The organism is Halomonas sp. PGE1 (assembly GCF_013000985.1).
GTDB lineage: Bacteria > Pseudomonadota > Gammaproteobacteria > Pseudomonadales > Halomonadaceae > Halomonas > Halomonas alkalicola.
In genome coordinates, this window is record NZ_CP053032.1 from 2,857,975 (window position 1) to 2,879,190 (window position 21,216).

The window sequence follows — 21,216 nt, forward strand, 5'->3', positions numbered from 1 at the left end:
TGACGAGGGATGCTGCTACAATAGCCCTTCGGCCTACGCAACTCGCGGGCCCCGAAAGGGTCAAGGGAATTAGAGTGTACATGAAACCGGGAGTGCTTCATTGATGAGCCTGCTTGCCCAACTGGGACGTCCAGCCGCCGCCCTGGTCGGCCTGCTGCTGGTCGCCGGCGTTGCCCTGGCGCAGCCGCAACCCACCGACGCCCAGCGGCAGGCGGCCATGGAAGTCGCCGAATCGCTACGCTATGGCCACTACGCCGACATTCAGCTGGATAACGCCTGGTCGCGCCAGGCCTTCGAGCGCTACCTGGATATCCTCGACGGCCAACGCGCCTTCCTGCTGGCCGACGATATCGCCGACTTCCGCCACCTCGAAGAGCGTATCGACGACGCCATCTTCGACGGCGAACTGGACGAAGCCTACGCTCTCTATCATCGCTATCACGAGCGCGCCGAGGCACGCTTCGAGTGGCTGCTGGCCCGGATCGACGAGGGGCTTGGCTTCAGCTATGACAGCGACCTGCGCCTGACCCTGGACCGCGACGAAGCGCCCTGGGCCGAGAGCCTCGACGAGCTCGACGAGCTCTGGCTCAAGCGCCTCAAGAACGCCGCCCTGACGCTTGTCATCAGCGGCCAGGACGACGAGCAGGTGGAAGAGACCCTGCGCCAGCGCTACGAAGGGCAGCTCAACCGCGTGCGCCAGACCAACGAGGAGGACATCTTCGGCCTCTTCATGGCCGCAGTGACCAGCAGCATCGACCCGCACAGCGAGTACCTCTCGCCCCGCCAGGGCGAGTCTTTCGACATCCAGATGCGCCTCTCCCTGGAGGGCATCGGCGCCCTGCTACAGGCCGACGGCGAGTACGTCAAGGTCGCCAGCCTGGTGCCCGGCGGGCCCGCCGAGCGCGCCAGCGCGCTGGAGCCCGCCGATCGCATCATCGCCGTGGGCCAGGAAGAGGGCGAGATGGTCAATGTGGTGGGCATGCGCCTGGACAACGTGGTCGACCTGATCCGCGGACCCAAGGGCTCGGTGGTGCGCCTGGACGTAGTGCCCGCCCAGGCGGTGGACATGACCCGCTCGCGCATCGTCGAGATCACCCGCGACACCGTGAACCTCGAGGACCAGGCAGCCCAGGGCAGGGTAATCGAGATCGAGCGCGATGACGGCCCGCACCGCATCGGCGTGATCAAGATCCCCACCTTCTATGTGGACTTCGATGCCTGGCAGGCCGGCGAGGAGGACTTCCGCAGCACCACCCGAGACGTGGCCCGAGAGATCGAGCGACTCCAGCAGGAGGACATCGAGGGCATCGTGCTCGACCTGCGCAATAACGGCGGCGGCGCCCTGCAGGAGGCCAACTCGCTGCTCGGGCTCTTCATCGATCGCGGCCCCACTGTCCAGGTGCGCGACGCCCGCGGGCGCATCAGCCTCTACGGTGACACCGAGGCAGGGACCCTCTACGACGGCCCGCTGGGCGTGCTGGTCAACCGCCTCTCCGCCTCCGCCTCGGAGATCTTCGCCGGCGCCATCCAGGACTATGGTCGCGGCCTGGTGATGGGCACCCCGACCTTCGGCAAGGGCACGGTGCAGACGCTCAACGAGCTCTCCCACGGCCAGATCAAGCTGACCCGCGCCAAGTTCTACCGCATCTCCGGGGACAGCACCCAGCACCGCGGCGTGGAGCCGGACATCATCTTCCCGAGCCTGATCGATCCCGAGTTGATCGGCGAGAGCAGCCTGGACAACGCTCTGGACTGGGATACCGTTCGCTCGGTGCAGTACCGCCAATACGGCGAGCCGTGGCGCTACCTGGAGGCGATCAAGGACCGCCACCGCACGCGTGCCGCGGAGCACCCCAACTTTCGCTACCTGACCCAGCAGGCGGAGCTCAATCGCCGGCTGCGCGAGCAGACCACCAGCGTCAGCCTCAACCGCGAACAGCGCCAGCGAGAGGTCGAGGAGCAGGAGGCCGAGCAACTGAGCCTCGAGAACCAGCGCCGCCAGGCTCTGGGACTGGACATGCTCGAGGAGTGGATCGACGCGCGCAGCGAGGAGAACGACGAGGAGCCGGTGGAGCAGGTTCAGGTGCAGGAAGCCGCTCATATCCTGCTGGACTTCGCCCTGCTCAGCAGCGAGGGCTACCGGCTGGCCAATCGCGACTGAGCCACCCCGCCCTTCGACACGCCATCACGCCGCCCCTCGGGGCGGCGTTCTTTTTGCCTCGTGCCTCGCCATGCCAGACAGGCCGTGCCAGACAGACAGGCACGCAAAGACACCGGCGAGCGAACTCAACCAGCGGATCGGATCAGGATGACGAACTGAAGATGGCTCCCGGAGCAGGACTCGAACCTGCGACCCAGTGATTAACAGTCACTTGCTCTACCGACTGAGCTATCCGGGAACAGAAGGGGGCTGATGGCTCCTCGAGCAGGACTCGAACCTGCGACCCAGTGATTAACAGTCACTTGCTCTACCAACTGAGCTATCGAGGAATCACGGCTTTTCAGCAGCGTGTTCGAGGCGACGTTGGCTCCCGGAGCAGGACTCGAACCTGCGACCCAGTGATTAACAGTCACTTGCTCTACCGACTGAGCTATCCGGGAACGGCGTCGAACACGGGGCGTAGTATACGGATTCGCTTCTGAAGGTCAAGGGAAAGCGACCCTCCCTCCCCCTGGGGCGCACCAGAAAGCGAAACGCCCGCCTGGCCAGGAGCCAAGCGGGCGTTTCGAGTGTCTGGTGGCTACGCCCTGATTTGAACAGGGGACCCCATCATTATGAGTGATGTGCTCTAACCAGCTGAGCTACGTAGCCAGGCTGTCGGGCAAACGAGTGCCGTTCGACGGGGACGCATTATGCCTGCCAAGGCACCGATTGGCAAGCCTGCTCTGCAGCCACTCACCGAGCCAGGCGGCGCTGGCCGGTTGCAAGGGGATAGGCTAGTCTGCAAGAATTCAAACATCTGTTCGAATACCTGCGTCTCACCACAACCGGAGTCCCCCATGCTGACCCTGATCCTATTGATCGTGGCCGTTGTCGGCCTGCTGGCGGTGATGCGCCGCGAGGCGGGCGCCCTGCCCGCCCTGGCGGTGCTCGCCGTCACCGGCCTTGCCAGCCTGCTCCTCGCCTCCACCCTGCTGGGCCTGCTGCTGCTGGCCGCCGCCCTGGTCGTGGCCGCGGCCGGCCTGCCGGCCCTGCGCGGCAAGTGGCTGACCCCGCGCCTCTTCGCCATGTTCAAGAAGGTGTCCCCGAAGGTCTCCGACACCGAGCGCGTGGCGCTGGAGGCCGGCAGCGTGGCCTGGGACGGCGAGCTCTTCACCGGCAAGCCGAACTGGCAGGCGCTGCTGGACGCCCGCGACGAGGGGCTCACGGATGAAGAGAGGGCCTTTATCGACAACCAGTGCTCCGTTGCCGCCGGCATGTGCAACGCCTGGGACATTGCCAAGGAGCGCGCCGACCTGCCCCAGGAGCTCTGGGACCACCTCAAGCAGGAGCGCTACTTCGGCATGATCATCCCGAAGGCGTACGGCGGCCTGGGCTTTTCCGCCAAGGCGCAGTCCCTGGTGCTGCAGAAGCTCTCGGTCAACGAGACCCTGATGGTCACCGTGGGCGTGCCCAACTCCCTCGGCCCGGGCGAGCTGCTGCTCAAGTACGGCACCGACGAGCAGAAGAACCACTACCTGCCGCGCCTGGCCGACGGCCGCGAGATCCCCTGCTTCGGCCTGACCGGCCCCCGCGCCGGCAGTGACGCCACCTCGCTGCCCGACACCGGCGTGGTCTGCCGGCAGATGGTCGACGGCAAGGAGGTGCTCGGCGTGCGTCTCAACTTCGAGAAGCGCTGGATCACCCTGGCCCCCATCGCCACGGTGGTGGGCCTTGCCTTCCGCCTCTTCGACCCGGAGAAGCTGCTGGGCGACGAGGAGGATCGCGGCATCACCCTGGCGCTGATTCCCCGCGACACCGCCGGCATGGAGATCGGCCGCCGCCACCACCCCATCGGCAGCCCCTTCATGAACGGGCCGATCAAGGGCAAGGATGTCTTCGTGCCGCTGGACACCATCATCGGCGGCGAGGCGATGATCGGCCAGGGCTGGCGGATGCTGGTGGAGTGCCTCTCGGTGGGGCGCTGCATCACCCTGCCCTCCGGCGCCACCGGCACCGCCCGCTACGCCATTGGCTGGAGCGGCGGCTTTGCCCGCATCCGCCGCCAGTTCAACGTGCCGGTGGCCGAGATGGAGGGGGTCCAGGAGCCCCTGGCGCGCATGACGGCGCTGGGCTATATCGCCCAGGCGGCGGTCTACCAGACCGCCAACACCATCGACCGCGGCGAGAAGCCGGCCGTGCCCTCGGCGATCCTCAAGAGCCAGCTCACCGAGTTCCAGCGGGTGATCCTCGGCGACGCCATGGACATCCACGGCGGCAAGGCGGTGACGCTGGGGCCGCGCAACTACCTGGGGATCGGCTACAGCGCCAACCCGGTGGCGATCACCGTGGAGGGCGCCAACATCATGACCCGCAACCTGATGATCTTCGGCCAGGGCGCCATCCGCTGCCATCCCTATGTGCTCGAGGAGCTGGCCGCCCGGGACGCCGATGATGTGCAGGCCTTCGACAAGGCGTTCTTCAGCCATGCCGGCCTGATCTTCGGCAACGCCGCCCGCGCCTTCACCCAGGGGCTGGGGCTAGGCCGCCCGGCGGTCCCCTTCGAGGGTGAGGCCAAGCGCTATGCCCAGGAGATCGCGCGGCTCTCCGCCGGCTTCGGGCTCTGCGCCGATGCCGCCATGGCGAGCCTCGGCTCCACCTTGAAGCAGCGCGAGATGCTCTCGGCGCGGCTGGGCGATGTGCTGTCGAACCTCTACCTCGCCTCCATGGTGATCAAGCAGTGGCACGAGGGGGAGAAGGTCGAGGGCGAGGCAGCGCTCTTCCACTACAGCTGCCAGTGGCTGCTGGGCCGCGCCGAGCAGGCCCTGGACGAGCTGTTCGACAACCTGCCCAACCGGGCGCTGGCCCGGGTGCTGCGCCTGGCGGTGATGCCGAGAGGCAAGCGCTTCAAGCGCCCCCATGACGACCTGGCCCGCACCATCGCCCAGGCCGTCTCCCGGGACACCGCCCTGCGCACGAAGCTCCTGGCCAACACCTGGTCGGCGGACGACGGCAGCCAGCCGAACTTCCTGGCGCGCTACAACGCCCTGCTGGCGACCCAGGAGCGCGCCGAGGCGCTCTACCGCACGGTCAACAAGGCCTATGCGAAGGGGGAGCTGCCCGCCGATGCGCTGCACCCCGAGCAGCGGGTGGAGGCGGCCCTGGAGGCCGGGCTGATCTCGGCAGAGGATGCCACCTTCATGCGCGAGCGCGAGGCCCGGGTGCTGGAGCTGCTCACCGTGGATGACTTCGAGTACGACGCCTTCGTCACCGACAAGTCCAAGGTGCTGCGCCACCACGCCGCCTGAAGCCTCTCTGCACCGCCACAACCCTACGCCCCGGCAGATGCCGGGGCATTTGCTTTCCCCCCAAAGCATGACTCGAGGCTATTCCGGTGAAAGGTCTGAACTGCCCCCCCCCCTCTACGACCTTTCCCCGGCGCCTCTCGTACTCTGGCACCGCTCTAAAGCGGCCAGACCAGCAGGATCATCGGGATGGCTACCGCCAGCACCACCAGGGAGAGCGGCAGCCCGAGCCGCCAGTAGTCGCCGAAGCGATAGCCGCCTGGGCCCATCACCAGGGTATTGGACTGGTGGCCGATGGGGGTCAGAAAGGCGCAGGAGGCGCTCACCGCCACCACCATCAGGAAGGGGTCCACGGAGGCATTGAAGCCACTGGCCAGGCTCGCCGCGATGGGTGCCATCAGCAGCGCCGCGGCCGCATTGTTGACGATATTGGAGAGCACCATGGAGAGCACGAAGAGACCGACCAGGGTCACGATCACCGGCCACTCGGCCCCCCAGGCGAGCATGGCCTCGGCGATCAGCGTCGCCCCTCCGCTGGTTTCCAGCGCCTGGCCCACCGGAATCATGGCGCCGAGTAGCACGATTACCGGCCCGTCGATGGCCTGGTAGCCCTCGCGCAGGGGCAGCACCCCCACCAGCAGCGCCACCAGCGCGGCCAGGGAGAGTGCCACGGCCGCCGGCAGCAGGTCGAAGATCATCGCCAGTATGGCGGCAGCGAAGATGGCAATGGAGGCGAGCAGCATGCGCGGCTGGCCGAGGGTCAGGTTGCGGCTGGCGAGCGGCAGGCAGCCCAGGGTGGCCAGGCTCTCGGCGAGTTCGCTTTCGCCCCCCTGCAGCAGCAGTACATCACCGGGGCGAAAGCGGACCTCCCGCAGGCGCTGCTTGAGGCGCCCGCCGTCCCGGGCCACTGCGACCAGGTGCAGGCCGAACTGGTTGTGCAGGCGCAGCTGGGTGACGGTGCGGTTGACCATCATGGAGTCGTTGCGCACCACCGCCTCCGCCAGCTGCAGCCCTTCGGTATCCACGCCGCGCTTCTCTTCCTTCTCCTTTCCCCTCTCCGCCTCCTCCCCGGCCTTCTCCTCGACCTGCGCTTGCCTCGAGTCCACGCTGGGCGACTCCGCCTTCAAGCCCGCTTCGGTTTCCTCCTCCTCGTCGGCTCCCTGCTCTTCCTCCTCGGCGTCCTTGCCCAGTCGCAGCCCCGCCTTGTCCTCCAGCAGCTTCATCTCATCGGGGCCCGCCTCCATCAGCAGGATGTCCCCCTCCCGGAGGGTGCCGAAGAAGGCGTGGCCGGCCCGCTTCTTCTCGTCGCGCACCACGGCGAGCACCGGAATGGTCTCCTCCAGTTCCTGCTGCAGCTCGCGCAGGGTCAGGCCGTTGGCCTTCGACTCCTCCCCGACGCGCAACTCCACCAGGTAGTTGGCGGTATCGAACATCGCATCCAAGGACGCCTTGCCGGCCCGCTGAGGGACCAGTCGCCAGCCAACCAGCAGGATGAAGGCGAACCCGGCCAGGGCCACCACTGCCCCCACCGGCGTGAAGGAGAACAGCCCGAAGTTGTCACCGGTCACGGAGCCCCGGTAGCTGGCGATGATGATATTGGGCGGGGTGCCGATCAGGGTGGTCAGGCCCCCCAACAGGGAACCGAAGGCCAGCGGCATCAGCAGGATCGACGGCGAGGCGTCGTGCTCCCGGGCCAGGCGCATGGCCACCGGCAGCAGCAGCGCCAGGGCGCCGACGTTGTTCATGATGCCGGAGAGCACCACCACGGTGCCGGTGAGCACCAGCAGCTGCAGGAAGAGCCGCTCGCCCACCCGGAGCACCTGCTCGGCGATGACGTCCACCACCCCGGAGCGCTCGAAGCCGCGGCTGAGCACCAGCACCGCCGCCACGGTGATCACCGCCGGGTGCCCGAAGCCGAGGAAGGCCTCCTCGCCGGGGACCAGGCCCAGTATCACCGAGCCAAGCAGCGCGGCGAGCGCCACCAGGTCGTAGCGAAAGCGCCCCCAGACGAAGGCGGCAAGGGTAAGCCCGAGGACGATGAAGACCAGGGTGCTGTCGGCCATGGCGTCACTTCCCTGTGAGAGATCAGGCCTTCAGCATCGTCAGCCGGGCCGCCCGCCGACAAGTCTTTTCTGCACGGAAACCGACCGTTACCCCTCCGACATGACGACGCCCGGCCAAAGCCGGGCGCGCTGTAGACTCGAATCCAGGCCTCACGGCCTGCTGCGAGAGGCGCTATTTCGCCATCTTCTCCAGCATGGCGTTGACCGCCTCCAGGTGCTCGGGCTCGTTGTGGCACATGCCCTGGAAGACCGCGCAGAGATCGAGAAAATCCTTGAGCTCGGTGCGCTGGGCCATCTTCATCAGCCGCTTGGTGAGGCGTGTCGCCTTCGGTGGCTGGGCGGCGATGCGGGCGGCGAGCTCGCCCGCCGTCGCCATCAGCGCCTCGGGCTCGGTCACTTCGAGCACGATGCCGTAGGCCTTCGCCTCCTCGGCGTCGATCACCCGGCCGGTGAGGGTCAGCTCGAAGGCGCGCTGGTAGCCGATCAGGCGCTGCATGAACCAGGCGCCGCCGTCGCCGGGGATGATCCCCAGATTGAGGAAGGTCTCGCCGAACTTGGCCTTCTTCGAGGCGATGCGGATATCGGCCATGTTGGCCAGGTCGAAGCCGGCGCCGATGGCCGGGCCGTTGACCGCGGCGATGATCGGCACCTCCACCTCGGCCAGCGCCAGCGGGATGCGCTGGATGCCGCGGCGGTAGCGGGCCGAGACCTCGGCCACATCGCCTTTGAAGTCGCCGCCGCGGTTGGCCATGTCCTTGACGTTACCGCCGGCGGAGAAGGCGCTGCCCTCGCCGGTGATGACCAGCACCGAGACGGCGTCGCAGGCGTTGACCCATTGGGCCACGGCGACGATGTCCTCGACCAGGGCGGTGCCGGTCAGGGCGTTGCGTACGTCGTGGCGCGCCAGGGTCAGGGTGGCCACCCGACCCTCGAGGGTCAGGCGGGCGTCGGTGAGTTGGGGCAGGCTGGGCGGGGGCGTCTGGCTCATCAGTGGGCTTCCTTGTCGGTGGTCTCACTGTCACGCTCGACGATAACCCGCGCGTCCACCACGGCATAGCCGTCGGCGTTGATGATCACCGGGTTGAGGTCGAGCTCGGAGAGCGCCGGATAGGCCTCGACGATGCGCGATACCTTGAGCAGCAGGTCGACGAGGGCCGCCTTGTCCACCGCCTTCTCCCCGCGCACGCCGTCGAGGATCTTCCTGGCCTTGATCTGCTCCACCATCTCCTCAGCGTCGCGCCGCGACAGCGGAATGGCGCGGAAGGCCACGTCCTCGAGGATCTCCACGAAGATGCCGCCGAGGCCGAACATCAGCACCGGGCCGAAGATAGGATCGCGGATCACCCCGAGGATCACCTCGACGCCCTTCTTCGCCATGGGCGTGACCAGGATGCCCTCGATCTCCGCGTCGGCGTCGTAGGCCAGGCAGGAGGCGAGGATCGCCTCACGGGCCTCGCGCATGGCGGCCTCGCCCACCACGTTGAGCCTCACCCCGCCGGCGTCGGACTTGTGCAGGATATCCCGGGAGACCACCTTCATGGCCAGCGGCGTCTCGCCGAACTGACCGGCGGCCTCCGCCAGCTCCTGCTCGCTTCTTACCACCAGCTCAAGCGGCACCTCAATGCCGTGGTCGCGCAGCAGCCGCTTGGCCTCGTACTCGAGAAGGTCGCGGCCCTCGGCCCGGGCCTCACGGAACAGCGCAGTGAGCTCGGGGAGCGGCTCGACGCTGCGCTCGCGGCTCTGGTGCTCCACCTGGGCCAGGTACTGGCCGCGCTCGCCCAGGGCCGCCAGCACCCGCACCGCGTGCTCGATGGAGGCGTAGATGGGCAGGCCCGCCTCGTGCAGGCGGCGCAGCGCCGGCGGCTTGATCGGCGCATAGAGGCTGTAGATCACCAGCGGCTTGGTGATCGACTTGGAGAGGTCCACCATCGCCTCGGCGCCGCGCATCTCGTCGCCTAGCAGCGATTCCGCGAAGCGGATGCTATAGCCGCCAAACATGCCCACCAGGAAGACGCTGTCGACGTTGTCGTCGGCGGCGACGATCTCCATGCAGGTGGCCAAGAGCGACGGATGGGCGTCGGTGGAGCCGGCCACGTCCACCGGGTTGACGGTGGAGGCCTGGGGGAAGAGCACGTTTCGCAGCTGCTGGCGGGTCGACTCGGAGAGCTCGGCGAGCTCGAGGCCCGCCTCGGCCAGGCGGTCAGAGGCGATGGTGGCCTGGCCGCCGCCGTCGGAGATCACCGCCACCCGCTTGCCACGCGACTTCTGCAAGAGGCCCAGCCCCTCGGCCACCGGCAGAATCTCATCGGAGTGCTGTACCACGCTGACCCCGGCCTGCTTGAGCAGGTCCACGGTCATGGCATAGCTGCCGGCGAGCGCCCCGGTGTGGGAGCTGGCCGCCTTCTGGCCCGCCTCGGTGGAGCCGGACTTGTAGACCACCACCGGCTTCATGGCGGTCACCTCTCGCGCCACGTCGAGGAACTTGCGCCCGTCGCGGAAACCCTCCACGTAGAGCGTCGCCACCCGGGTGTGCTCGTCCTCGCCCAGGTAGCGCAGGTAGTCGTTGAAGCCGATGTCGCTCTGGTTGCCGGGGCCCACGTAGGTGGAGAAACCCACGTTGCCGTTGTACTGGGCCTCGAGTGCCAGCGACAGCAGCATGTTGCCGGACTGGGAGATGATGCCCACGCCGCCGGGCTTGACGTTATCCAGCGACAGCAGGTTAACCCGATGGTGCAGGTTGAAGATGCCCGAGGTGTTGGGGCCGATGATACGCACGCCATGGGCGCGGGCCTTCTCCATCATCTCGCGCTCGAGCTCGGCCCCCTCTCCGCCGATCTCGGCGAAGCCGCTGGCCAGTATCACCGCGCCCTTGATACCACGCCGCCCGCACTCGGCGATCAGCCCCGGCACCGTGGCCGCCGGGGTACAGATCAGCGCCAGGGCGGGGCTGCCGGGAATGGCGGTGACCGAGGGCCACGCCTTGATCCCGAGGATCATGTCGGCCTTGGGGTTGACCGGGTAGATCTCGCCCCGGTAGCCATCCTTGATCAGCCCGACCATCGCCTTGTAGCCGCGCTTGGTGGGGTCAGCGGAGGCGCCGACCACGGCGATGCCGTCTGGCGCCAGAATGTCGTGGAGCGGGCTGCGGGTGGGGAGGTGTCCTTCGATGGGATTCATGTGCTGGCTGACCTTGCCCTCGGGGGCGATAGAGAGTGGGCGATGAAGTGTGGTTCAGGCCCGGCCGCGGCCGGGGGATTCACGGGGCGGAAGGCACGGGCCTACTTGCCCTGGAAGCGCGGGGCGCGCTTCTCGGCGAAGGCGTCGACGCCCTCCTGCCAGTCCCGGGTGGTGCCGACGAAGGTCATCCCCTCGAGCTCGGCGGCCAGGCAGGCATCCAAAGTGCGCTCGCCGGAGAAGGTGAGCTGCTCCTTGGCCAGCGCCATGGAGAAAGGCGCCTTGCTGGCTACCCGCTCGGCGAAGGCCAGGGCGGCGTCAAGGAAGTCCTCGTCGGGGTAGTGGCGGTTGGCCAGGCCAATGCGCACGGCCTCGGCGCCATCGATACGCTCACCCAGGAAGACCAGCTCGCGGGCCTTGGCCAGGCCCACCAGGCGCGGCAGCAGCCAGGTCACGCCACCGCCCAGAAAGTTGCCGATGGAGACCTCCGGCAGGCCGATCTGGGCGCTGTCGGCCATCAGTAGGAAGTCCGAAGCGATGGCGAGCTCCGCCCCGGCGCCTAGGGCGAAGCCGTTCACCGCCGCGATCACCGGCGTCTGCATCTGCATCAGGCGCCTGCAGACGAGCTGCTCCCCCTGCAGGTACTGGCGGCGGTCGAAGGCGGTGCGCCCCTCCTTGTGCTCCTTCAGATCGGCGCCCACGCAGAAGGCGCGCCCCTCGCCGGTAAGCACCACTACGCGCACCTCGCCGTCCGCCTCGGCGCGGGTCAGGGCGTCATTGAGCTCGGCGTAGAGCGCCTCGGTGACGGCGTTGAGGCGATGGGGGCGATTGAAGCGAATCTCCTGGACCTGGCCGTGGCGGCGAAGGATCAGGGTCTCGTACTCGGCTTGGCTCATGGGGGGGCACTCTCTGGGCTTGGCAAACGACTTCGATAATCAGCGGCGATGGTCCATCGCCAAGGAAACAAACGTGCTATTATCGAATGATTTGCAGCACACCTGTTTTGCCGCGCATCCTAGCCAAAGGTCGCATCGGAGTCAACACGTGCGTACCGGCATAACTCACATCTAGGAACAAATGTTTCATCAAGTGGCGTCGCCTATCGGGTACAATGGCGCCCCCGCGCCATCCCAAACCAGGAGATCAGCGTGCTGGAACAGGATCCACGCGACGACAACGCGCCGGACACCGACAGCGGCCCCGCCCGGCTGGATGCGGTGAACCGTGAGCTCGCCGAGGCCTACCCGGAGCTCAGCCCGCAGCTGAAGCTGGCCGCCGGCTATGTACTGGAGCACCCGGTAGAGATCGCCTTCCAGTCGATACGCAAGTCCGCCACCGCCGCCGAGGTGACCGCCTCGACCCTGGTGCGCCTGGCCAAGCGGCTGGGCTTTGAGAGCTATGAGCAGTTCAGGGAGGTGTTCCAGTCGGCGGTGCAGGCCAGCCCCGTGGAACTCTCCGGGCGGGCCAGCCAGCTGCGCAGCCTGGCCAGCCAGACCGACGACCAGGTGTTTCTCGACGTGGGCGACGCCGCCTTCGACAACATCGGCCGACTGTTCACCGCCGACAACCAGGCACGGGTGCGCGAGGCGGCCAGGCGGCTGCTGGCCGCGGAGAAGATCGCCGTGGTGGGGTTTCGGGATACCTTCGCCTGCGCCTACCACTTCGCCTACGTGGGGCGCATCGCCATGCCCAATATCCAACTGATCCGCGGCCAGGAGGGGGGGCTCTTGACCGAGCTTGCCCCCTTCGGCGAGGGGGACGTGGTGGTGGCCTTCGGCTTCGAGCCCTACTGCGCCGAGACCATGCGGGCGCTGGAGATCACCCGGGCGGCGGGGGTCAGCGCCATCGTGGTCACCGACACCATGCGCTCGCCGCTAGTGCCGGGGGCCGCCATCACCTTCCCAGTGGCCAATGCCACCCCGCACTTCTTCCCCTCGATCCTCTCGGCGATCACCCTGATCGAGGTGCTGCTGGCGGAGTGCGTGGCCTTCGGCCCCGACGATCTGGTCGACAACGTGGCAAATTTCGAGTCGCGGATGCGCGCCATGGGCGCCTACGTGGAGCAGGGGTAGCGAGGCCAGGCTCGCACGAAACGCCCCGCCTCAGCGCCCCAACAGCCGCTCGATGGCGGCGATATCGAGGTGCTGCTCCAGGGCGTCGGCCAGGCGATCCAGCTCCGCCTCCCGATGGGCAGCCAGATCGACGGCGCCCTCCTCCGCCAGGCCGCAGCGTGCCAGCAGCGCCGCGCAGGCCTCGGCCTGATCGAAGAGGCCATGCAGGTAGCTGCCCATCACCCGGCCATCCTCGCTCACGGCGCCCTCGGGCTCTCCCGCCAGCTCGCAGAAGGGCCGCGCCAGCGCCGGGCCCTCGCTGACCCCCTGGTGGATCTCATAGCCGACGACCGGCACACCCTCGGGCAGCAGGCGCCCGCCGACGTTGCGCAGCCGCTTGCCGGTCAGCATGTGCGTCTCCAGTTCGAGCAGCCCCAGCCCCTGGCTGGCGCCTGCCGGCCCCTCCAGGCCCTCGGGGTCGTGGATCCAGTCGCCGAGCATCTGGAAGCCGCCGCAGATGCCGAGAACCCGGCCGCCGTAGCGCAGATGGCGCCGTATCGCCTCCTCCCAGCCCTGGGCGCGCAGCCAGGCGAGATCGGCTCGGGTGCTCTTGCTGCCCGGCAGGATGATCAGATCGGCGGGCGGTATCGGGCGATCCGGCCCCACGAAGGTCAACTCCACCCGCGGGTGCAGCCGCAGGGGATCGAAGTCGTTATGGTTGCTGATCCGCGGCAGCGCCGGCACCACGACGCGCAGCGCCGGCTCGCCGGCCTGGCGGCCCGACAGGCCCAGGCTGTCCTCGGCGTCCAGCAGCAGGCCCTGCAGGTAAGGCAGGGTCCCCAGCACCGGCTTGCCGGTGTGGTTTTCCAGCCAGTCGAGCCCCGGCTCGAGCAGCGCGATATCGCCGCGGAAGCGATTGATGACAAAGCCGCGGGTGCGCGCCCGCTCGCTCTCGCTAAGCAGCTCGAGCGTGCCCACCAGCTGGGCGAAGACGCCGCCGCGGTCGATATCGCCCACCAGCACCACCGGACAGTCCACCGCCTCGGCGAAGCCCATGTTGGCGATGTCGTTCTCGCGCAGGTTGATCTCCGCCGGACTGCCGGCCCCCTCGGCGATGATCACGTCAAAGCGCGCCGACAGCGCCTCCCAGGCCGCCATCACCGTGGCCTTCGCCTCGCGCTTGTAGGCGTGATAGTCCTGGGCATCCATGTGACCGCGGACCTGGCCGCGCAGGATCACCTGGGCGCCACGATCAGATTCCGGCTTGAGCAGCACCGGGTTCATGTCGCTGTGGGGCGCCACACCCGCCGCCAGCGCCTGCAGCGCCGTGGAGCGGCCGATCTCGCCGCCGTCCGCGGTCACCGCGCTGTTGAGCGCCATGTTCTGCGGCTTGAACGGCGCCACCGAGACCCCGCGCCGCGCCAGCACCCGGCACAACCCGGCCACCACCGTGCTCTTGCCGGCATCCGAAGTGGTGCCCTGGATCATCAGGGTTGGCATGGTCTGGCCACCTCTTGCAGTGCCTCGTGAAGCGCCTCGTCCGCCAGCGCCTGCCTCCAGCCGTTGCCATGCACCAGCTCGGTGAGCGGCAGGCGCTGGCGCCACCCGGAGCGGGCCAGCTCGGGCTGCTGCAGAAACTCGCTGACGTAGCCCAGACACAGGTACGCCAAGGGGTAGACCTGTTCTGGCAGGTCGAGGATCGTCGCCAGCTCTTGCTGATCGAGAATGCTGACCCAGCCCAGGCCGATGCCCTCGGCGCGGGCCGCCAGCCACAGGTTCTGCACTGCCAGGCAGGTGCTGAACAGGTCCGTGTCGACGATGCTGGTGCGCCCCAGTACCGGGCCGTCGCCACGGCTCCGGTCGCAGGTGATGCAGAGGTTGAGCGGACTCTCAAGGATGCCTTCGAGCTTGAGGCGGCGGTACGCCTGCTGCCGCTCAGCGGAAAACTGCTGCGCCCCCCGCTCGTTCTCCTGCAGGAACAGCCGATGCACTCGCTCACGCACCTCCAGGCTGTCGATCACCAGGAAGTCCCAGGGCTGCATGAAGCCCACCGACGGCGCATGGTGCGCGGCGTCCAGCAGCCGGGCCAGCACCTCGGGCGGCACGGGATCCGGCAGGAACTGGGCGCGCACGTCGCGGCGCTCGTGAATCGCGCGGTAGAGTCCCTCCCGCTGTGGCGGGGGAAAAGCGTGATCGGCTCGCCCGCTGTGTTCTGCCATGCGGCTCTCCAAAAAAGTCATGAGGGAACGAGTCGGCAGGATGACTGCCAGCGAAAAGCTGATAATGCGTGAGCTCGGCAGGATGAGCGCCGGGGACAAGTCTAAGCGAGGGTCTTTTGCCATGGATGGCAAAAGTAGCGCCCAGGGATGGGTTCACAGCGCCCTCGCGATGGCTTGTCGCCGGAGAAGCTCATCATCCCCTCCAGCCGAATCATCAGCTAGAGTTCAATGCCCTTCTGCGCCTTGATCCCCTGCTCCTTGAAGGCGTGCTTGACCACCTTCATCTCGGTGACGGTGTCGGCCAGCTCGATCAGCGCCTCGGGGGCGTGCCGGCCGGTAACGACCACGTGCTGCATGGGCGGGCGGGCCTGCAGGTCGTCGAGTACGCGATCGAACTCCAGGTAACCGTGGCGCAGCGCGATGTTGAGCTCGTCGAGCAGCACCAGATCGACCGCGGGATCCTCGAGCATGCCGCGCGCCACCTCCCAGGCTGCCTCGGCGGCTTGCACATCCTTGTCGCGATCCTGGGTATCCCAGGTGTAGCCCTCGCCCATCACGTGGTAGTCGACGTTCGACTGCTGGCGGAAGAAGGCCTCCTCGCCGGTCTGGAACTTGCCCTTGATGAACTGCACCACGCCCACCTTCATGCCGTGGCCCAAGGCGCGAGCCAGCATGCCGAAGCCGGAGCTGCTCTTGCCCTTGCCGGGGCCGGTGAGTACCAGCAGCACGCCCTGCTCCTTGTCGGCGCGGGCAATGCGCTCATGCATGATCTTCTGCTTGTGGGCCATGCGTTCGGCATGGCGCTGGGGGTCGACCGTCTTCATTGCACTCTCCTTAATTACACTCGCCGCAACAGGTAGACGTCCATGATCCAGCCGTGCCGCTCGCGCAGGGCGGCACGCCGTTCGAGGATCGTTGCGGCCACGTCCACCAGCGGGCCGTCGATCAGGCACTGCTTGTCCATGCCCAGATAGGCCCCCCACCAGATAGTGAGGCCTTCCTGAGGCAGCGCCTGGAAGGCACCGCCGCTGTCGAGCATCACCGCCACGCTCTCGGCGTCACTCGGCCAGCCGCGTTCCCGCAGTCGCCGACCCGTGGTGATCAGCACCGGTTCAGCCAGCGCATTCAGGGGGATGCGGTGCGCGGCGGTGAGTGCCTGCAGGCTGGTGATACCCGGCACGATTTCCACCTTCAGTTCCACCTGCAGCCCACCCTCGCGGAATCGCTCGCCGCCCAGACGCTCGGCAATACGCAGGCTGCTGTCGTAGAGCGAGGGATCGCCCCAGATCAGCATACCGACCCGCCCGCCTTCAGGCAGGTGCGTTGCCATCAGGTCCACCCACACCTCGGCAATGGCGTCGTGCCAGTCGTCCACCGCGCCCAGGTAGTCGGCGCGGGCATCGCGGCACGGCAGATCGAACTCCACGACCCGGGTGCGGGATGACGCCTCGAGCAGATCGCGGCACAGCAGCCGGCGCAGGTCGATCAGGTCCGACTTGGTTTCCCCCTTGCGCGGCAGCAGGATCAGGTCCGCCTGGTTGAGCGCCCGCACCGCGGCCAGGGTGACATGCTCGGGGTTGCCGGTGCCGATGCCGATCAGCGAGAGGTGGATCATCGCTCATTCCTCTTATCGACCCTCTCGCCGGCGGCGAAGGGCGACTCCGCCGACTGCGGCCGAAAGCGGCGGTCGTAGCCGACCGCATACAGGCAGCTCTCGGCAAAATCCTCGCTCTCCAGCACCGGCCCCACCAGGATCAGCGCGGTGCGCTGCAGGGCGTCGTCGACCAGGGTTTCCACCGTCGCCAGACGCCCCCGCACCACCCGCTCGTCGGGCCAGCTGGCCCGCCAGACGATGGCCACCGGGCACTCGGTGCCATAGTAGGGAAGCAGCTCGGCGACGACCTGAGACAGGTTGTGGATGGAGAGGTGGATCGCCAGGGTGGCGCCGCTGCTGGCGAAGTTGGCCAGGGTCTCGCCCGCCGGCATGGCGCTGGCCCGCCCCGGGGTGCGGGTCAGCACCAGCGACTGCGCCACCCCCGGCAGGGTCAGCTCCTGGCCCAGGGTGGCAGCGGCGGCGGCGAAGGCCGGCACCCCCGGGGTAATGGCATAGGGGATCGCCAGTTCACGCAGCCGGCGCAGCTGCTCGCCCATGGCGGACCATACCGACAGGTCCCCGGAGTGCAGCCGGGCGACATCGTGCCCCGCGGCATGGGCGGCGCGCATCTCGGCGACGATCTCGTCGAGGGAGAGCGGCGCGGTATTGATGATGCGGGCGCCATCCGGGCAGTGCTCGAGAAGCGCCTCGGGTACCAGCGAGCCGGCGTAGAGGCATACCGGGCAGGAAGCGATCAGGTCCCGGCCCCGCAACGTCAGCAGGTCCGGTGCCCCGGGGCCGGCGCCGATAAAGTGGATGGTCATGTTCAGTCTCCTTTCGCCAGGGCCGCGGTGGCCTGGCGGTCCGTCGAGATCAGTCGGGGGCCGAGCAGGGCCGCTCTAGGGCCCGCCGCCAGCAGGGCCACCGCTTCGGCGACGCTGCCGGTGCCCCGGGCCGCCAGGCTATGCGGGGAGCGGGTCAGGGTGACCGCCCGGGGCAAGTCACCCTCCGCCACTCCTATCACGGGGATGCCGTGTCGTTCCCCCAGTGCCTGGACCAGCGGTAGCATCGACTGCACCGCGGCCAGCCGGTCGACCGGGCCATAGCGCCGGCACAGCCGGTCCAGGGCGTTATCCAACGAGGCCAGGCCGGCGCCGCGGCGAAAGCCGAAGCCCGCCACCCTCATCGGCTCACCCGCCACTGCACGATGGGGTAGCTGGCCTTCCAGCCCCGCCGGGTGCCGAGGGGCGCGGCGCTGGCCAGCTCGATACGCAGCAGCTCGCCGCCGGCCCGCCGCTGCCACTCGGCCAGCAGGGCCTCGGACTCCAGGGTCACCGCATTGGCCACGATCCGCACGCCGGCCGGCAAGCGCCGCCATAGCGCCTCCAGCAGGGCCTGGGACAGCCCGCCGCCGATAAAGACCGCCTCGGGGGGCGGGGCCTCGGCCAAGGCACCCGCTTCCAGCATCGCCAGCGCATCGCCTTCCACCACCTCGAGCCAGTCGACGCCGAGGGCATGGGCATTGCGGCGCGCCCGAGCCGCCCGCCCGGCGTCGCGCTCGATGCCCAGGGCGCGGTTGTCCGGATGGGCCAGCAGCCACTCGATGGCGATGGAGCCCGAGCCGGTGCCGAGATCCCAGAGCCGCTCCCCCGCCCGGGGGGCCAGGGCGGCCAGGATCAGGGCGCGCACGGCCTGCTTGGTGATCTGGCCATCGTGCTCGAACAGCGCGTCCGGCAGGCCGGGCGTCAGCGGCAAGGCCGGCCCCTCACCGGCCACCTCCAGCCCCACCGCCACCGGATGGGCGATATCGTCCGGCAGGGCGGCGTCGGCCCGCACGCTGCGGATACGCTCGCCATCGCCGCCCAGGGCCTCCAGCAGATGCAGCCGGCTGGCGCCGAAGCCGAAGCGTTCCAGCCAGCCGGCCAGCTCGCTCACCGCCTCGCCGTCCCGCACCAGCACCAGCAGGCGTCGGCCGACCTGCAGATGGGGGCGGATCCGCGTCAGCGGTTTGGCATGCAGGCCCAGGCAGGTGCAGGCCTCCAGCGGCCAGCCCAGACGCCCTGCCGCCAGGCTGAAGGTGGAAGGCGCCGGCAGGACCCGCCACTCCGCGGCGGGCAGATGGCGCGCCAGCGTGGACCCGGCACCGAACCAGAAGGGATCGCCGGAGACCAGCATGACCACCCTCCGGCCCCGCTCAGCCAGCAGTCGAGGAATACCCTCGGCGAAGGGCACCGGCCACTCCCGCACCTCGGCGGACAGCGGCGGCAGCAGGCGTAGATGGCGCCGGGCGCCGAACACCAGCTCGGCGGCCTCCAGCGCCTCGCGGCTTGCCGCGGTCAGCCCTTCTGTGCCACCTTCCCCCCAGCCGAGCAGGGTCAGCCAGGGAGCGTCGTCAAGGTCCGTCATATGAAAATCCTGATTCTAGGGGGCACCACGGAAGCCAGTGCCCTGGCCGGCGCCCTGGCCGAGCGCGAGGTCCCGGCCCTGTTCAGTTATGCCGGGCGAGTGAGCACTCCCAAGCCACAGCCGCTGCCCACCCGGGTCGGCGGGTTCGGCGGCGTGGCGGGCCTGGCCGACTTCCTGGCGGAGCACGGCATCACCCACCTGGTTGACGCCACCCACCCCTTCGCCGAGCGGATGAGCCGGAACGCCGTGGCGGCGGCGCGCCGCGCCGGTATCCGCCTGATCGCCCTGACCCGCCCGCCCTGGGCGCCCCAGGCCGGTGATCGCTGGACCCGCGTCGCCGATATCGAGGCGGCGGTGGCGGCGCTTGCCGGCCCGCCCGAGCGGATCCTGCTGGCCATCGGCCGCCAGCACCTCGCCGCCTTCGCGGCCCAACCCCGGCACCACTACCTGCTGCGCCTGGTCGATGCCCCCGAGGCGCCGCCGCCCCTGCCCCGGCATCGGGTGATCCTGGATCGCGGCCCCTTTACCCTGGCGGGCGACTTGGCCCTGCTGCGGGAGCACGGCATCCAGCGCATCGTCTGCAAGAACGCCGGCGGCGCAGGCGCCATCGCCAAGCTTAGCGCCGCCCGGGAGTTGGGCCTGCCGGTGGTGATGATCGAGCGGCCGGCGCTGCCTTCCCGTCACGAGGTGCACTCGGTCGAAGCGGTGCTGGCCTGGCTCGCTCATGAGCCAGCCCCTGAATCAGCCACTGAGTCAGACCCCAGGACCGACCGCGGGGTATAGACCCAGGGCAGGCCCTGATGCGGGGTCAGGCGCGGGATCAGCCGCGTCTGGCTGGAGCCCACCAGCACCAGGGTGCGCATATCGGCCATCTCCGGCGTGGCCTCGCCGAGGGTGGTGACCCTCAGGGACTCCTCCGGCGTGGCCACGGCCCGGGCGAACATGATCGGGCGCGCCGGCCCGCAGGCCTCCCGCAGCACTTGCAGGGCGCGTTCGAAGCCCTCCGGGCGCGCCCTCGAGCGGGGGTTGTAGAAGGCCATGGCGAAATCGGCCTCCGCGGCCAGACGCAGGCGGCGCTCGATCAGCGCCCGGGGCTTGAGGTTGTCGGAGAGGTTGATGCAGCAGAAGTCGTGGCCCAGGGGCGCCCCCAGCCGGGCGCTGGCGGCCAGCATGGCGGAGATGCCCGGCAGCACCTGGATATCCAGGGCGCGCCAGGCCGGCTCTCCCGCCTCCAGCGCCTCGAAGAGCGCCGCGGCCATGGCGAAGACCCCCGGGTCTCCCGAGGAGACCACCACCACCCGATGGCCCGCGGCAGCCAGTTGCAGGGCCGCCTCCGCCCGGCGGATCTCCTCGCGGTTGTCCGAGCCGTGGCGCACCAGCCCCGGCCGCGGCGCCACCCGTTCGACGTAGGGCACATAGCCCACCACATCGGTTGCCTCCGCCAGGGCGGCGGAGACCTCCGGGGTAATGAGCGCCTCGGCGCCGGGGCCTAACCCAACCACCTTAAGCCAGCCGCCGCTTGCCGCCTCGCTCATGGCCGCCTCCCGTTGCCGTGGATCACCAGGATGGAGAAGTAGGGGACGCTATCGCCGACCTCACGAAACGGCCGGATGCGCTCCTGGGGCATGGCGGCGTATTCGATCAGCCAGGCCTCGTCGTCGCGGCCGGCCCTGACCAGGGCTCGGCGCAGCTTGTCCAGGTTGCGGCCGATCTTCATCACCACCAGGGCGTCGGTGCGGGCGATACGCTCGACCAGGGCCTCCTCAGGCAATGTGCCCATCAGCACGGTAAGGACGTCGTCGCCCCAGGTCACCGGCTGCCCGGTGGCGGTCCAGGCGGCGGACATGCCGGTGATGCCGGGCACCACCTCCACCGGCACCCGACCCTGCAGGCGGGTATAGAGGTGCATGAAGGAGCCGTAGAAGAACGGATCGCCCTCGCACAGCACCACTGCATCGCACCCGGCCTCGGCGATCTCGCGGAGCTGCGCGACGCTGTTCTCGTAGAAGGCCGCCAGCAGTTCGTTGTAGAGCGGGTCGTCGAACGGGATTTCTGTGGTGACCGGATACTCCAGTGGGATCTCGATCGCGTCGGGCGCCAGCAGGCCCTCGACGATGCTGCGGGCATGGCCGCGGCGCCCCTTCTTGCGGAAATAGGCGACGTGGGTGGCCCCACGAATCAGCCGGTCGGCGCGCACGCTCATCAGGTCCTGGCTGCCGGGGCCGAGGCCGACGCCATGGATGGTGCCCGGTGTGATGGTTGCT

The 21,216-nt window shown here is 68.8% G+C and carries 17 protein-coding genes and 4 tRNA genes; 4 read left to right on the top strand and 17 right to left on the bottom strand.

Translation table 11 applies throughout. From position 1 onward, the window contains the following. Positions 1 to 103 precede the first annotated feature (103 nt). Positions 104 to 2,161: a carboxy terminal-processing peptidase gene (locus tag HIR79_RS13500; RefSeq protein WP_169958750.1), complete on the top strand. Its 2,058-nt coding sequence runs from the start codon at positions 104 to 106 to the stop codon at positions 2,159 to 2,161. Positions 2,162 to 2,323: 162 nt separating this feature from the next. Here HIR79_RS13500 and HIR79_RS13505 read toward each other — a convergent pair. From HIR79_RS13505 to HIR79_RS13520, 4 genes are all read right to left on the bottom strand, one after another. After that, a tRNA-Asn gene (locus HIR79_RS13505) sits at positions 2,324 to 2,399 on the bottom strand. Positions 2,400 to 2,414: 15 nt separating this feature from the next. After that, positions 2,415 to 2,490, bottom strand: a tRNA-Asn gene (locus tag HIR79_RS13510). A 35-nt stretch (positions 2,491 to 2,525) separates the two neighbouring features. Beyond that, positions 2,526 to 2,601, bottom strand: a tRNA-Asn gene (locus HIR79_RS13515). 134 nt (positions 2,602 to 2,735) lie between these two features. Beyond that, positions 2,736 to 2,812 (bottom strand) — tRNA-Met (locus HIR79_RS13520). Between the two features lie 188 nt (positions 2,813 to 3,000). On the opposite strand from HIR79_RS13520, the gene HIR79_RS13525 reads away from it, so the two are divergent. Then, positions 3,001 to 5,448 (top strand): acyl-CoA dehydrogenase, encoded by a 2,448-nt coding sequence (locus HIR79_RS13525; protein ID WP_169958751.1) that lies wholly within the window; start codon positions 3,001 to 3,003, stop codon positions 5,446 to 5,448. Positions 5,449 to 5,603: 155 nt separating this feature from the next. Here the strand turns inward: HIR79_RS13525 and HIR79_RS13530 are convergent, their stop codons facing one another. The 4 genes from HIR79_RS13530 to HIR79_RS13545 all read right to left on the bottom strand — a co-directional run bounded on the left by HIR79_RS13530 (position 5,604) and on the right by HIR79_RS13545 (position 11,578). After that, positions 5,604 to 7,508 (bottom strand): SLC13 family permease, encoded by a 1,905-nt coding sequence (locus HIR79_RS13530; protein ID WP_169958752.1) that lies wholly within the window; start codon positions 7,506 to 7,508, stop codon positions 5,604 to 5,606. 172 nt (positions 7,509 to 7,680) lie between these two features. After that, complete coding sequence (locus HIR79_RS13535; RefSeq protein ID WP_169958753.1) at positions 7,681 to 8,496, bottom strand: enoyl-CoA hydratase-related protein; 816 nt, start codon at positions 8,494 to 8,496, stop codon at positions 7,681 to 7,683. Further along, complete coding sequence (locus HIR79_RS13540) at positions 8,496 to 10,685, bottom strand: acetate--CoA ligase family protein (protein ID WP_169958754.1); 2,190 nt, start codon at positions 10,683 to 10,685, stop codon at positions 8,496 to 8,498. Before HIR79_RS13540 ends, HIR79_RS13535 begins: the two co-directional genes overlap by 1 nt. A gap of 101 nt (positions 10,686 to 10,786) precedes the next feature. After that, positions 10,787 to 11,578 (bottom strand): enoyl-CoA hydratase/isomerase family protein, encoded by a 792-nt coding sequence (locus tag HIR79_RS13545; protein ID WP_169958755.1) that lies wholly within the window; start codon positions 11,576 to 11,578, stop codon positions 10,787 to 10,789. A gap of 252 nt (positions 11,579 to 11,830) precedes the next feature. Here HIR79_RS13545 and HIR79_RS13550 point away from each other — a divergent pair, with 252 nt between their 5' ends. Next, a complete protein-coding gene (locus HIR79_RS13550) occupies positions 11,831 to 12,754 on the top strand; it encodes a MurR/RpiR family transcriptional regulator (protein WP_249322156.1) in 924 nt (307 codons plus the stop codon). 30 nt (positions 12,755 to 12,784) lie between these two features. On the opposite strand, the gene HIR79_RS13555 is transcribed toward HIR79_RS13550, so the two are convergent. The 7 genes from HIR79_RS13555 to cbiE all read right to left on the bottom strand — a co-directional run bounded on the left by HIR79_RS13555 (position 12,785) and on the right by cbiE (position 18,952). Further along, the gene (locus HIR79_RS13555) at positions 12,785 to 14,233 is read right to left on the bottom strand and encodes a cobyric acid synthase (protein WP_169958756.1); all 1,449 of its coding nucleotides are present in this window, start codon (positions 14,231 to 14,233) and stop codon (positions 12,785 to 12,787) included. After that, positions 14,221 to 14,952, bottom strand: a complete 732-nt coding sequence (gene bluB, locus HIR79_RS13560; protein ID WP_169958757.1) for a 5,6-dimethylbenzimidazole synthase — start codon at positions 14,950 to 14,952, stop codon at positions 14,221 to 14,223. The genes HIR79_RS13555 and bluB overlap by 13 nt, the downstream gene beginning before the upstream one ends. Before the next feature lie 218 nt (positions 14,953 to 15,170). Further along, positions 15,171 to 15,776, bottom strand: coding sequence for a cob(I)yrinic acid a,c-diamide adenosyltransferase (gene cobO, locus HIR79_RS13565; RefSeq protein WP_169958758.1), 606 nt, complete (start codon positions 15,774 to 15,776; stop codon positions 15,171 to 15,173). Between the two features lie 14 nt (positions 15,777 to 15,790). Continuing rightward, on the bottom strand, positions 15,791 to 16,567 hold the full coding sequence (gene cobF / locus HIR79_RS13570; protein ID WP_169958759.1) for a precorrin-6A synthase (deacetylating): 777 nt from the start codon (positions 16,565 to 16,567) through the stop codon (positions 15,791 to 15,793). Beyond that, positions 16,564 to 17,370: a precorrin-4 C(11)-methyltransferase gene (gene cobM / locus HIR79_RS13575; RefSeq protein WP_169958760.1), complete on the bottom strand. Its 807-nt coding sequence runs from the start codon at positions 17,368 to 17,370 to the stop codon at positions 16,564 to 16,566. Before cobM ends, cobF begins: the two co-directional genes overlap by 4 nt. A 2-nt stretch (positions 17,371 to 17,372) precedes the next feature. Further along, positions 17,373 to 17,732, bottom strand: coding sequence for a cobalamin biosynthesis protein (locus tag HIR79_RS13580; RefSeq protein WP_169958761.1), 360 nt, complete (start codon positions 17,730 to 17,732; stop codon positions 17,373 to 17,375). Beyond that, positions 17,729 to 18,952 (bottom strand): precorrin-6y C5,15-methyltransferase (decarboxylating) subunit CbiE, encoded by a 1,224-nt coding sequence (gene cbiE / locus HIR79_RS13585; protein ID WP_169958762.1) that lies wholly within the window; start codon positions 18,950 to 18,952, stop codon positions 17,729 to 17,731. The genes HIR79_RS13580 and cbiE overlap by 4 nt, the downstream gene beginning before the upstream one ends. Between cbiE and HIR79_RS13590 the strand changes: the two genes are divergently transcribed. After that, positions 18,953 to 19,735 carry a cobalt-precorrin-6A reductase gene (locus HIR79_RS13590; RefSeq protein ID WP_169958763.1) on the top strand — a complete coding sequence of 261 codons (783 nt, stop codon included), beginning with the start codon at positions 18,953 to 18,955 and terminating at the stop codon, positions 19,733 to 19,735. On the opposite strand, the gene cobJ is transcribed toward HIR79_RS13590, so the two are convergent. Beyond that, positions 19,675 to 20,487: a precorrin-3B C(17)-methyltransferase gene (cobJ, locus tag HIR79_RS13595; protein ID WP_169958764.1), complete on the bottom strand. Its 813-nt coding sequence runs from the start codon at positions 20,485 to 20,487 to the stop codon at positions 19,675 to 19,677. The genes HIR79_RS13590 and cobJ overlap by 61 nt on opposite strands. Beyond that, positions 20,484 to 21,209, bottom strand: a complete 726-nt coding sequence (gene cobI / locus HIR79_RS13600) for a precorrin-2 C(20)-methyltransferase (RefSeq protein WP_169959598.1) — start codon at positions 21,207 to 21,209, stop codon at positions 20,484 to 20,486. The genes cobJ and cobI overlap by 4 nt, the downstream gene beginning before the upstream one ends. Positions 21,210 to 21,216: the final 7 nt, after the last annotated feature.